Source organism: Paenibacillus puldeungensis (genome assembly GCF_042678945.1).
Taxonomy (GTDB): Bacteria; Bacillota; Bacilli; order Paenibacillales; family Paenibacillaceae; genus Fontibacillus; species Fontibacillus puldeungensis.
On record NZ_JBHTLM010000001.1, the window covers coordinates 420,472 to 432,451 of the forward strand.

Here is an 11,980-nt window from a genome sequence, read left to right on the forward strand (position 1 = left end):
GTTTTTTATGCATAGCTAATGGTAGTCCCTGAATTCCTGGGGCGTGCAGCCGACCATCTTCTTGAACAGATACGTGAAATACGCCGAGGTTTGGATGCCTACCCGGTCCGCCACCTCGTATACCTTGATATTAGGATCCTGAAGCAGTTCCTTGGCATGCTGAATCCGCGTTTCCTGGACATATTCGGATATCGTCTTACCCATCTCCTTCTTAAACAATACGCTCAAATAACTGGCGTTTAAGTTAAATTGCTTGCCAAGCTGCTTAACCGTCCAGTTCTCCTGAACCCGTTCTTCGATAAAAGCGGCGACCTTGCGGATGAGAAGGCGCTGTTGGTTGAGGTGTTCTTTTACTTCCACCGTCATATAACGGTCCACGTATTCCATCAGGATTTCCAGAATTAGCTCTGTACTGCTGCAATCCAGCATTCGTCTCCACATGACGATATTCATTTCCTTATCCGCTTCATTATTTCGCTTCAAGGAACGGATTAATTCACTAAGAAAGCTCATGCCGAACGCCTGAACATATGAAAATGAATTTTGGGCCGACAACAGGTCAAACAGGCGGTTCATCTCATCATGGACTTTTGCCGCATCCCCGGACTCCATTAGTTGGATGATGTTTGGCGTAAACTCCTCACGCAGACGATAATCGTCCAATTTCTCCGTGTCTATGGCCTCCCCGCGAACGATTTGTCCGTCATCCATCAGCCTGGCCTGCGCCATCATGAATTTGACTTCACGGTAAAAGTTCGGCACTTCGTTCCACCCGCAGCCCGTGCGGCTGCAGCCGATGGTTACCGTTGAGCCGTGCTGATGCAGCATCATTTCCTGGATAAACTGCAGCTGCTTTTCAATTTTAGTTTTTTCCTCAACGGTTGGATTTATCTGCAAGGCTACGACTTCGTCTGGAGACGTCTGCGCGAGCCATACCGAGGACAGGTCGGACAAACCGACATCAACGGTTTTTTTAAAGCCCGCACCTAAATAAATTCTTTCCTCTGCTTTTTTACCCAGGTTCAAGAAATGATCGAGTCCAAAAATGACCATCCTGAGTTCCCGGATTTCTGCAGGAAGCTCCATCAGGTTGCCCCAAGAGGTCAGCATTTCACCCGTTGGTGCGATTCCGGCGATCAGGTCATTAATGAAACGTTCCTTGACAAGCCGAAGGCTGCCCGAAACTTTTTTCTTGAGATTGTCGGTTTGTTCCGCCAGTCTCCGCATTTTCTCCAGCGTATCCCGCATCATGACTAGACGTCCCGTAATTTCTTCCGGCTTCAGCGGTTTGAGTACGTATCCTTGCGCTCCCACATGAATCGCATCTTGGACGAACTCGAACTCGTTATAAGCGCTGATCATCAGTACCTGAAGATGGGGATATATCGTCTTGGCCCTCGAGACCAGTTCAATGCCATTCATACCGGGCATGGACACATCAGATATCAATACATCAAAGGGCAACTCGGTGAGGACGTCCAGCGCTTCCTCGCCCGATTCCCTCGTCACCGGGGATTCATATCCAAGATCCTGCCACTTGATAAAGTTCACCAATCCTTGAATATTGGAAGGTTCATCATCAACGATCATTACTTTCAGCATCTTTGTTGATCCTCCTCATGGTTGGGGGGACGGAGCACACCGGAATAACGATGGAGACCTGAGTCCATTCCCCGGCCTCGCTGTCCATAGCGAAGGTTGCTTCATCTCCAAAATAGAGAGAGAGCCGTTCCTTAATATTGGCTGTTCCAAAGCCATTGCCACTTCCTACATGCGTTCCCGCTTCAATGGCACTTAAGGTGTCTCTGGTGATTCCTTGCCCATTGTCGAACACGGACATGATGATACAGCCGTCATCCTGCTGCACGGAGATTTTGATGAGCGATTCCTTCTTGCGCGTGATGGCGCCATGGGAATAGCAGTTTTCCACAATCGGCTGCAGCAGCATTTTGATCGTGTAAAAGTCAAGCACCTGTTCGTCCAGTTCCCACTTGATCCGCACCTTTCCCGGAAATCGAAGCTGCTGGACTTCCAGATATGCTTTGACATGCTCAATCTCTTCACGGATGGGGATGACGCTGACCTGATTGTTCAAAGCCAGCCGGTAAAAGGTCGTCAGCGAGTCAATAATCCGGACTTGCTCCTCATCCTGAGCATCCAGCGCTCGCCAGCGCAGCAGACTGAGCGAATTGTATATAAAATGAGGATTGATTTGAGCCTGCATCGCCTTGAATGCCTGCTCTCTTTCCATCAAGCTTGTTCTCGTAATATCTTCGACCAGGATACCGAGCCGCTCCGACATGAGATTGAACATATTTTCCAGTCCCCCAAGCTCATCATGGACCTTGTTGTGGATCGTCACGTCAAATTCACCGCGCGACAGGTCGCTCATACGAATGCCCAATCTGTGAATGCGAACTACGATGTTTTTGACAATGGTCATGACGAGAAACACCGACAGCAGCAGCAAAGCCACCGTCGTTCCGGCAATCAGGCAAAGAAGGGTACGGCTTTGTGTATCCATATATTTCATATGCGTTAACGCTACCACATACCAATCGGATGAGATCGGTTCGATAGTCATCAGCTTTTGGGTATGCGTCAAATCGTAAATGGGGGATTTGTCATCTTGAATCGTTTCATAATCTTCCGGCCAATCCTTGGATATAATGCGGCTGCCGACCCGTTCCTTCTCGGTCGAAGCCAGGATCCGCTTGGATTCGTCCACGATATACAGGCTTCCGCCATCATTAAACGGGTATTTCAGCAGGTCGCCGAAAACGACGTTATAATTCAGCAAAATATAGACCATTCCTACCGGCTTTCCCGCACTGTTCAAAATTTTACTGGTGAGAACGATCTGACTTGGATTGTTGGGGGCATTGCTCCACAAAAGAAGTGTGGGCGCTGCTATCGTTTTCTTGTACCACGTACGTTCATCGATCCCCGAGAGCATTCTGTCTTCCGGCTGCCACAAGAGCTGTCCGTCCTGAACGAGCGTATTGTTCGTATGATAGATCCGAAAATCCACAATGCCTGGCAAGTATCTGCTCGTGATTAGAAAATTGCGGTCCAAATAATTGACTGTATCCATAATTTGCGTCATGTCGTCATATTCCCGTCCGAGGCGGGCGATCATTTCACTATCGGTAGCCGTTCGAATGGCCAGCAACTCATAGCTTTGTTTACTGTAATCCACATTGATGGCCGTCTGTTTGACGGAATCGTCAACGGTGGTGACATAGCTGTTGTGAAAGCTGTGAATCACGATAATCAGAGTTATACTGACTAAAATCAAACTGGGGACCAGCAAAATCAAGCTATGCAGGGCCAAAATTTTTCGTCGAAGATTCATCCGTCCGGTTAAGCGAATAATCCATTTTTCGAGCCAAAGTCTCAAGCTGCCGCACTCCTTCCTGCACCACAAAAAAAGTGTACCATATGCACGTTGGGCCGGCTCAATAAATAGGAAGCCCCTTCAAAAAAGGGGCTTCGCTTCTGTATTTTGCCCGTATTATTTGCTTTGGGCGTCAAGTTGTTCGTGCCATTCTGTCTTCAGTTCGCTCCAGTGAGCGCGTTTTTCCAAGGCGGATTGGAAATCATTCCAGGCGGACTCGAACTCCTTATCATTCTTGGCCATGATCAGCTTCGCTTTGTACTCGGTACGTACAGCTTCGAGTTCAGGCAAATATTTTTCCCAAAGGCCGCCCGATTTCGCTTTGACCATATCATACGGTTGAGATACGCGGATCGCACCCATCTTACCGATCTTCTCCGTGAAATCAATCGTTTTATGCTTTCCTTTCGGATCGTTGGCCATGTAGTAGTTCCACCAAGGATACCATTCGGCACTGTAAGAAGATGCCTGCCAAAGCTGCGGCGTAGTGCTTGCTGCTTTCGCCCCGTCCCCGGAGTTGCGAGGGGTCTCGTAATCTTTGTTGATATACTTCCATTCTCCTAGCGGCTTATCTACCCAATCCCAGAACACGCCGGCCGGGCCTTCGTTGATGACTTGCTGCTGTTCGGCTTTCGGCTGCAAAGCATAATCCATAAATTTGAGGATTGCGTCCAGATTTTTCGTCTTCTTGCTGATATAAACATCATACTGCGGGGCCGGATTGGTGATCTGATTGTAGCCGACATGGTCGACTCCGTCCACTTTCGGAAAAGGAATGGCATCATAGTACCATGCAGGTTCCGTTGGTCCGTCCAGCACTTCCCAGAGCGATTGATCCATATTGAAGAAGCCGCCTGCATTCATGGCGATGCGTCCGGATTTGTTTTTCTCCTTGTACCGTTCCTTTTTGTCCGTCATCACTTCATGATCTATCAGGCCCTCGTTATACATTTTGTTCATCCATTGGTAAGCCGTCTTATACTGTGGATCGTCGTAAAAGAAGACGTAATCGCCGCCTTTTTTCTCAACAGGAATGACGCCGCTGGCCGAAGCTGTTGTCACACCAAAGGTGCTTAGAATGACATTTTCATCTTGGGTGGCCGAATCCGACAGGAAACTTAGCGGAATCATTTTATTTCCATTGGCATCCTTTTGCTCCGAGGCCAGCTTCAAATATTTCTCCACACCGTCCAGCGTTTTGAGATCAGCCTCCGTCATGCCGACTTTTTGCAGCACATCCGTCCGCACGAACCATGCCTGAGAAGCCCAGCCCGGCCAAGGATTATCCGGATGTTGGTCATACCAGGTTGGAATGGACCAGATATGTCCGTCCTTATCTTTCATCGCGTCGACAAATTGCTTTGGAATAGAGGCAAGGCCGGGATACTTATCCGGCATATTGAAATACTGCTCCAGCGGAAGAATCAAAGTGGACCGAACCATGGAATTATCCACGACAGTGTCGCGCGGGAAAATCGCCGCATCGTCAAAGCCGCCCGTGTTCAGTTTTAAATTCAGGGCCGTCTTGGCGTCCCCTTGGGTGGATTCCAGTTGGACATCCAGATTTGGCTCATGCTCCCGCCAATACTTTTGTACCATGCTGTCATTGTTGATCGTTGCCGTCCAGCCCAGCCACAGCTTGAAGGATTTGGAACCGCTGCTGGCGGAGGCGTCTTTGCCCGAGTTGCTTTGAACCGCATTTCCGCTATTTGCGTTGCTGCCGCTCCCGCATGCGGTCATAAAAGCCATCAAAAGCACAACGGACAGAACCGCAAACTTTTTCGTCACATTTTTGCGTGAATTCAAATTCATTTCCCCCTTCGTTTTTATGGAGTAAAAAAACTTTTTGAAACGTCGGTTGCTTTATGATTGACATATCACCCCTTAACGGAGCCAATGAGCACTCCCTTGACGAAATACTTCTGAAGAAACGGATATACACAAAGGATCGGGAGCGCGCTGACCATGACGGTTGCCATCTTGACGGACATCAACGTAACATTGGAAAGCATGCTGCCCCGAGCGAGTTGTTCAATGTTGCTGTTCGAACCGAGGACCGCAGACAGGTCAGAGGCCGATAACAGCTGCTGCAAAAAGGTTTGTACCGGAATCAAGTTCTGATCGGTCACATAGAAAGCCCCGGAAAACCAGTCATTCCAGTGGCCCACGGCAGTGAACAAAGAAAGCGCCGCAAGCATTGGTTTGGACAGGGGCAGGATGACGGAGAACAGAATCCGAAAAGGAGTGGCTCCATCCATTTCGGCAGATTCGATCAGCGCCCACGGGATTCCCTGTATGAACTTCAGCATGACAAACATATTCCAGGCGGAAAAGGCACTTGGTACGATGTATACCCAAAACGAATTTAGCAAGTTTAAATGATACAATTGAATAAACAACGGAATTAACCCGCCGCTGAACAGCATCGTGATCAGTACATAGGTGAGCAAAGCGCCGCGAAACGGCATCAGGTTATAGGACAATCCGTAAGCTGCCAGCAGAGTGACTAGCATGCCGATAAAGGTCCCTACGAGAGTACGGGCAATCGTAATTAGATAGGCATGGCGAATGACGGAGTTGCCGATTACGACCTTGTAGTTGTCCAAAGTAAATGCCCGCGGCCACAGGTAAACTCCGCCTTTGGCGGCGTCGCTGCCCACATTCAGCGAAATCGCCAGCATGTACATAAACGGATAAATTACTGAAACGCATAGGAGAAGCAATAAAATGACGATGATCGACTGACTGATTTTTTCTTTGCTTAATGTGCTCATTCTACCAAAGTCCCTCCTCGTTCACTTTTCTGGACAACTGATTTGTAGAGACAACGAGAATAAGACTGATCAGCGAAGACAGCAGACCTACGGCAGTAGCCATTCCAAAGTATCCTTGCTGCAAGCCGCTGCGCAGAATGTAGGTATCGAGTACATCCGCTACCGGCTGGTTGGCCGCGTTCATGAGCGGATAGATTTGGTCCATCCCTACGGCGATCAGACTCGGCATGCTCAGAATCAAGATGATGGAAATGGTTGGCTTAATTCCCGGCAGTGTAATATGGCGCATCTGCGCCCATTTTCCGGCGCCTTCCACTTTGGCCGCCTCATAGAGCTGGGGATCGATGGCGGTGATAGCAGCCAGATACAAAATGGTGTTCCAGCCTATTTCCTTCCACAAGCTGCTTACGACGATGATCGGGCGGAACCATGTTGTAGAGCCTAAGAAGAATATCGGATCCCCGCCGAGCTTGACAATTATCGCATTGACCAGTCCGCCATCCATCGTTAGAAAGGATTGCAGAATATAAGCGACCACGATCCAAGAGAAAAAGTGAGGGAGATAGCTGACGGATTGAACAAATCGCTTGAACCCGTTGTGTCTCAATTCATTGATTAGCAGAGCCAGAATAATCGGAGCAGGAAAGCCGAAAATAAATTTCAGGACAGCGATATAAATCGTATTTCGCACCACCAGCCAAAACTGGTCATCCTGCAAGAAAGAAAAGTTTTCTGTTCCTACCCACGGGCTGTTCCACATCGTCGTTCCTAGATGGAAATTTTTGAAAGCTACCTGAATGCCTGCCATCGGAATGTAGTTGAACAGGAGCAGCAGGACTACAGCAGGCAAAATCATGAGGTACTGCCAGCGGTATTTCGCAAGTTTAGTAAACACTCTATCACCTCTTGGTGATCATTATAGAATGGTCGTGTAAGCGTAACCAGATAACAACGATTGGATTTATATCGTTTTGATTGGTTGTTCTGCATCAAATCTTATTGTAGTATCTGCTAAAAGGAGTGGTTACATGGAAGACAAGAAAACCATTAGCGTATTATTTGTTTGCTTGGGAAACATCTGCCGCTCGCCCATGGCTGAGGCGGTTTTTCGGCAGCAGGTTGTCCGGGAAAATCTCGTTTCGCGGTTTCATATCGATTCCGCAGGAATCGGCAACTGGCATACGGGCAATCCTCCTCATCACGGTACCCGCGGCATTTTGGATCAATACGAAATACCCTATGAGGGAATTCGGGCCAGGCAGGTGGCACAGGAGGATTTTTCCCGATTCAACTATATCGTGGCGATGGATCGGCAGAATGAGCGGGATTTGAAGTCGCTGGCACAGCAGACGGATGGCGGCAAAATTATCAAGCTGCTCGATCTAGTTCCGGAGCTACAGGGTCAGGAGGTTCCGGACCCGTATTACACCGGGAACTTTGACGAGGTGTACGAGTTGGTAGTGAAGGGATGCCAGGCCCTGCTGGAGACGATTCGGCAGCGGGAAGCTTTTTGAAGCAAATGAAAGCAATATAGTTGTATTTTCTACATCGATAACAGATACCCCCATCGATTGTCCCATCTGGGGGTAGCATTTTATCACAATCGCCGAGTCGGTTCTTTTTGCGGATTAACGTCTTCGCCGCATGAATCGCATACCCGCCATGCATTGTCTCTTCAAACGGAGCGCCTCCCGGCTTTCGTGAATATGGTTTCGCAGGCCATTAGGGATGACCGGTTGTTTTTCCGCGTGCAATAAGAAATTTAAAAATAACTAAGTGGAAGGTGACGGAAAAATGCGGGATATGGATATTTCAAAATTAAGCCGCTCGGCAAATAACTTGGAACAAATGAAGTTCATTCGGACATCAGCCTCTATGAAGCCACATTCGGAACCCGAGATCGTATTGCTTATGCGCAGCGCCAGAAATCTTTTTTTAAAGAGCCTGAATGAAGGCAAGATTCAAATCAAAAGCGATAGGGAATGGATTTTACGTTAAAGCGTAGGAGGAACCGATATGATGTCGACAGTGTGGGACAGCGAGGAATTTCGAGCGAAACTGCTCGAGGCCAAAAATCACTTGAGAAATTTGGCGGGAGATCAAGAGCGCACGAAATGGAAAGAGCTGTACGCTATGGGGATCATTACGCCTTTACTGGATGAAGTAGGTGCTGATCCAGCGGTTATCGTGGGCGGTCAAGCCGTTGAATTGTACACTTCGGGAAGCTATAAAACCGCGGATATCGATCTTGTTATGATTCGAGATGATCTGGCTCGTGAGTTATTTGAACTTATGGGATTTGAAAAAACTTTCGACCGAAGACATTACTATGTGAAAGAATTGGATATGCCTATTGAAATATTTAGCGATACTTTAGCTGGCTCAAAAGATAAAGTCGTTAAATTGACGACCCCCGAAGGGTATTGTTATGTTATTGGAATCGAAGACTTGGTGCTCGACCGGCTGAAAGCTGCTTTGTACTGGAACGATAGGCGCAGCGAGGAGTGGGCGATTTATTTGTTGTCGGCTCAAATGGACCAAATAGATATGGATTACTTGGTAGAGGCTGCCATACGGGAGGATTCTGATCTGGCAGCAAAACTGAAAAAAACCTTGTCATGGATAGAAGAAAACAATCGGTAGCTTCCTTTCCGATATGACATAACAGACCATGCCAATTCATTCGCACGGATCTGTGAGAGGCTCATGCAAATACGCATGGGCTTTTCGTTTTCTTCACGGCAACCAAAAATTAATAAATGTATTATTGCCAACATCAGGAAATTGAGGTATGATGATATCCTTCTCGCAAAATCGCCTTGTCTGAAGTGGATGGGTTCGCCGTCTAACATGCTTATCGGAGGTGCGTTGTTTTGTCGTATCGCAGACTTTATTTCACACTGGCTTCCAAAGCCTATGCCCGCAATTTACAGTACCGTAGTGCCCATATGGTGCACAATCTCGCAAGCGTGATGTTCGGATTTATGTACGCATGCATCTGGATCGGGCTGGGGCAGGAGTACAAGCTGGGAGAATACGGAACGGAGGGGATGGTGAGCTATATCGCTTTCACCCAATCCGCTCTTTGGATCTCCAGCTTCGTCACGAACGGGCTCGGTATACCGCAGTCGGTCAGGACCGGGCAAATTGCGCTTGACCTGATGCGTCCCGTGCATCTGTTTAGCCACATGATGGCTAGGGAATGGGGGCAAATCGCCTACCAGTTCGTTTACAAATCCGTGCCAATTTACCTCGTTTATTTCTTCATTTTTTCACTCCATGTTCCAAGTCAAGGAATCACTTATTTCTACATCGTCATTGGTCTTGTCGGTTCCGCCTACTTATCCATTTGCATGAATTATTTGATTGGGGCGAGCGCCCTTTGGACAACGGAGTCATCCTGGCTTTATTGGACGAATCATGCGCTGATCAATCTGCTTGCCGGTTTTTTCATTCCGCTCGAATGGCTTCCCGGGTGGCTTGAAAAAATCGCCTGGCTATCGCCTTATCCCTATTTGCTCTATGTTCCCACCACGATTTATCTGGGATCCGGAAGCGACGCCCGCCTATGGGGGACGTTATTATGGTGCATATTCATGACGTTGATCTGTCTTCTAGCAACCCGGGTACTCCGGCGGAAAGTGGAGGTGCAGGGGGGATGAAGCCAAAGTCATGGTTCCACTTGTATAAGCTGCTGGTTCGCATGAGCATCAAAAGCCGAATGCAGTACAAATTCAATTTTATTCTTTCCTCGGTATTGGCTGCGGTCATTCAGATTGCTGAATTTTTGATGATCGCCATCGTACTGAACAAGTTCGGCGCAATTCAAGGCTGGTCACTTTATGAAATTGGTTATCTCTTTGCCGTCATTAGCTTGTCCAAAACGTTGTACCGTACGTTTGCTGATGAGGTACATCATTTGGAAAAATACCTCATCAGCGGTGAGCTCGATCAGCTCCTGACCCGGCCGATGCCGCTTCTGCTTGCCTTAATGCCGCAAAACTTCCGGATTATGCTCGGCGAAGTGCTGCAGGGCGGTTTTATTCTTTGCTGGTCCCTCGGCGGGATGATTCATGCCGGTCAGGTAGGCTGGAACGCGGTGGCTGAAACGCTGTGGATCATTTTTACCGGAGCCGTCATTTTGTTTTCCATTGGTCTGGCTACCTCGACGCTTGGCTTTTGGACGACCCGGACGAGCGAGCTGCAAAACATCACGGAGGATGCCGCCCGTACGGCGGCGCAGTACCCGCTCACCCTGTATCCCAAATGGATGTCGTCTTTGCTGCTTTTTGTCATCCCGGTCGGATTCGTGAATTATGTGCCTTCGCTGTACATTTTGCGCGGGGAGCTGGGGGCATGGGTTCTTGCCGCCACCGGGGGAGTGGCCCTCGTCTGCCTTGCGGCCAGCCTGCGTTTTTGGCAATTTGGCGTAACCAAGTACCAGAGTACGGGAAGCTAAAAAGGGGAGATGATACCGATGATGATTGAAGCCCGTCATTTATGCAAGGAATTTAAAACAGCTGTTGTGCGTGAGGGACGTTTCGCCGGTATTCGTACGTTATTTTCGCGAGAGTACCGGGTGAAGGAGGCTGTGCAAGACATCAGCTTTCAGGTGGAACGCGGTGAATTTGTGGGCTACATTGGGCCAAATGGGGCGGGCAAGTCAACCACGATTAAAATGCTCACCGGCATACTCCATCCAACCTCGGGTGAAGTAAGACTAGGTGGGGTCAACCCGCATCGTGAACGGCAAAAGGCGGTGCGGCAGCTTGGGGTCGTGTTCGGACAGCGCAGCCAGCTGTGGTGGGATTTGCCTGTCAGGGATTCGTATGACATTTTAGCGGAGATGTATGGGGTGAGCGCTCATGAAAAAAAGCAAAGGCTCGACCAGTTTGCCGAGCTGCTGAATCTGCATGAGTTCTGGATGACTCCGGTACGAAAGCTGTCGCTCGGTCAGCGGATGCGTGCGGATATTGCGGCTTCGATGCTGCATGACCCGGAGCTCTTATTTCTCGATGAGCCGACGATCGGGCTGGACGTTCATGCCAAACGCCGGATAAGACAGTTTCTGCAAACGATCAACCGGGAATTTGGCAAAACGATCATTCTGACGACTCACGATATGGACGATATTGAAGAGTTATGCGGCCGTGTCATGGTCATTGATCACGGGACGTTGACATACGACGGAACCATTCCGTACCTCCGCGATAAAATCGGTTTGCCAACGGTAATCCGCGTGAAGTTCAGAGGTGCTTTTCATGTGCCGAAGGAGCTTCTTGGCCAGAGTGTAGCCATCGAAAAGAGTGCCGGTATTATGGGTTTGCCGCTTCCATCATTCCGGGTAAAAGAGCTGGATGATCAAACCGTTACCGTTGAGGCGAATCGGCAATCCGTGAATACGATGGACCTGATCAGAACATTAGGCATGTGGGGAGAAATCGACGATATTGCTATGGAGGAGCCGGGGTTTGAAGAGGTGATCCGCAGCTTTTCGGCTTCTTAAGTTGGCAGATCGACATTTTACATGAATGTGTTCCTTATGACTTTTCTCCCTCGTTAGCCGAAGGGAAAAAAATTAGTTGTATTTGTGACATCTAAATTCGCTTTTGAGGTCTGTTCTTAACGAGTAGATGTATAAAGTACATTTAAAATGGACCGAAATGGGCTTTGGCCTGCAAAAGGGTTCATTTAGATGTAGGAAGTACATTTAGATCATCAAAACTGGAAAATGTGCTGAGATTAAATGCACTTTTTGCATTTATTCGGTCTGAGGAGGAGGGACAAGAAAGCCCCCGGCAGCGAACTG

The 11,980-nt window shown here is 48.5% G+C and carries 10 protein-coding genes; 5 read left to right on the top strand and 5 right to left on the bottom strand.

What is annotated here, in order from left to right:
* Nucleotides 1-15 precede the first annotated feature (15 nt).
* The 5 genes from ACFQ3W_RS01805 to ACFQ3W_RS01825 all read right to left on the bottom strand — a co-directional run bounded on the left by ACFQ3W_RS01805 (nucleotide 16) and on the right by ACFQ3W_RS01825 (nucleotide 7,066).
* The gene (locus ACFQ3W_RS01805) at nucleotides 16-1,602 is read right to left on the bottom strand and encodes a response regulator transcription factor (RefSeq protein WP_379316012.1); all 1,587 of its coding nucleotides are present in this window, start codon (nucleotides 1,600-1,602) and stop codon (nucleotides 16-18) included.
* Nucleotides 1,580-3,400 carry a sensor histidine kinase gene (locus ACFQ3W_RS01810; RefSeq protein WP_379316014.1) on the bottom strand — a complete coding sequence of 607 codons (1,821 nt, stop codon included), beginning with the start codon at nucleotides 3,398-3,400 and terminating at the stop codon, nucleotides 1,580-1,582. The genes ACFQ3W_RS01805 and ACFQ3W_RS01810 overlap by 23 nt, the downstream gene beginning before the upstream one ends.
* A gap of 114 nt (nucleotides 3,401-3,514) precedes the next feature.
* Nucleotides 3,515-5,203: a hypothetical protein gene (locus ACFQ3W_RS01815; protein WP_379316016.1), complete on the bottom strand. Its 1,689-nt coding sequence runs from the start codon at nucleotides 5,201-5,203 to the stop codon at nucleotides 3,515-3,517.
* Between the two features lie 71 nt (nucleotides 5,204-5,274).
* Nucleotides 5,275-6,171, bottom strand: a complete 897-nt coding sequence (locus ACFQ3W_RS01820) for a carbohydrate ABC transporter permease (protein WP_379316018.1) — start codon at nucleotides 6,169-6,171, stop codon at nucleotides 5,275-5,277.
* A 1-nt stretch (nucleotide 6,172) separates the two neighbouring features.
* Nucleotides 6,173-7,066 (bottom strand): ABC transporter permease, encoded by an 894-nt coding sequence (locus tag ACFQ3W_RS01825; protein WP_379316020.1) that lies wholly within the window; start codon nucleotides 7,064-7,066, stop codon nucleotides 6,173-6,175.
* Between the two features lie 133 nt (nucleotides 7,067-7,199).
* Between ACFQ3W_RS01825 and ACFQ3W_RS01830 the strand changes: the two genes are divergently transcribed.
* The 5 genes from ACFQ3W_RS01830 (at nucleotide 7,200) to ACFQ3W_RS01850 (ending at nucleotide 11,677) form a co-directional block, all read left to right on the top strand.
* On the top strand, nucleotides 7,200-7,685 hold the full coding sequence (locus ACFQ3W_RS01830; RefSeq protein WP_379316022.1) for a low molecular weight protein-tyrosine-phosphatase: 486 nt from the start codon (nucleotides 7,200-7,202) through the stop codon (nucleotides 7,683-7,685).
* A 502-nt stretch (nucleotides 7,686-8,187) separates the two neighbouring features.
* Nucleotides 8,188-8,814 carry a hypothetical protein gene (locus ACFQ3W_RS01835; protein WP_379316024.1) on the top strand — a complete coding sequence of 209 codons (627 nt, stop codon included), beginning with the start codon at nucleotides 8,188-8,190 and terminating at the stop codon, nucleotides 8,812-8,814.
* A 305-nt stretch (nucleotides 8,815-9,119) separates the two neighbouring features.
* Nucleotides 9,120-9,833: an ABC transporter permease gene (locus tag ACFQ3W_RS01840; RefSeq protein WP_379316367.1), complete on the top strand. Its 714-nt coding sequence runs from the start codon at nucleotides 9,120-9,122 to the stop codon at nucleotides 9,831-9,833.
* Nucleotides 9,830-10,630 (top strand): ABC transporter permease, encoded by an 801-nt coding sequence (locus ACFQ3W_RS01845; RefSeq protein ID WP_379316026.1) that lies wholly within the window; start codon nucleotides 9,830-9,832, stop codon nucleotides 10,628-10,630. The genes ACFQ3W_RS01840 and ACFQ3W_RS01845 overlap by 4 nt, the downstream gene beginning before the upstream one ends.
* Before the next feature lie 21 nt (nucleotides 10,631-10,651).
* Nucleotides 10,652-11,677, top strand: a complete 1,026-nt coding sequence (locus ACFQ3W_RS01850) for an ABC transporter ATP-binding protein (RefSeq protein WP_379316369.1) — start codon at nucleotides 10,652-10,654, stop codon at nucleotides 11,675-11,677.
* Nucleotides 11,678-11,980 lie beyond the last annotated feature (303 nt).

What these genes read in the sequence shown, in the direction of transcription:
- ACFQ3W_RS01805 (WP_379316012.1), bottom strand. Translation starts at nt 1,602, where the DNA reads ATGCTGAAAGTAATGATCGTTGATGATGAACCTTCCAATATTCAAGGA.
- ACFQ3W_RS01820 (WP_379316018.1), bottom strand. Translation starts at nt 6,171, where the DNA reads ATGAGCACATTAAGCAAAGAAAAAATCAGTCAGTCGATCATCGTCATT.
- ACFQ3W_RS01830 (WP_379316022.1), top strand. Translation starts at nt 7,200, where the DNA reads ATGGAAGACAAGAAAACCATTAGCGTATTATTTGTTTGCTTGGGAAAC.
- ACFQ3W_RS01835 (WP_379316024.1), top strand. Translation starts at nt 8,188, where the DNA reads ATGATGTCGACAGTGTGGGACAGCGAGGAATTTCGAGCGAAACTGCTC.
- ACFQ3W_RS01840 (WP_379316367.1), top strand. Translation starts at nt 9,120, where the DNA reads ATGGTGCACAATCTCGCAAGCGTGATGTTCGGATTTATGTACGCATGC.
- ACFQ3W_RS01845 (WP_379316026.1), top strand. Translation starts at nt 9,830, where the DNA reads ATGAAGCCAAAGTCATGGTTCCACTTGTATAAGCTGCTGGTTCGCATG.
- ACFQ3W_RS01850 (WP_379316369.1), top strand. Translation starts at nt 10,652, where the DNA reads ATGATTGAAGCCCGTCATTTATGCAAGGAATTTAAAACAGCTGTTGTG.